The sequence below is a fragment of the Streptomyces sp. P9(2023) genome, assembly GCF_032436795.1.
Taxonomy (GTDB): Bacteria; Actinomycetota; Actinomycetes; order Streptomycetales; family Streptomycetaceae; genus Streptomyces.
In genome coordinates this window covers 1-239 of sequence record NZ_JAUPWM010000814.1, presented here as the reverse complement: position 1 = coordinate 239, position 239 = coordinate 1, and the positions used below count along the sequence as shown (strand labels likewise).

At 34.7% G+C, this 239-nt stretch carries 1 protein-coding gene; it reads right to left on the bottom strand.

Annotated features, from left to right (window positions below; genetic code table 11):
- The coding region (locus Q5762_RS39550) for a hypothetical protein (RefSeq protein ID WP_315897155.1) at window positions 1-239 on the bottom strand (239 nt) is incomplete at both ends.

The window sequence follows — 239 nt, the reverse complement described above, 5'->3', positions numbered from 1 at the left end:
TATAAGTACCTCCAGTGATAGTTAGACCCGAATGTGACTGGATATTTCCTTGGGCATTAGTATTGATGATAGTCACACTATTACTCAAGGTGGATATTGAACCAGCAACCGAAGAGTCTGATATCGTTATATTTCCTGAGTTTGCAGTTATATCACCTGTTATATTTACATAAGATAGGTTTATAGCATTATTATTTGATGTAACATTACCGAAAACTGCAGCCTGAGATAAATTAACA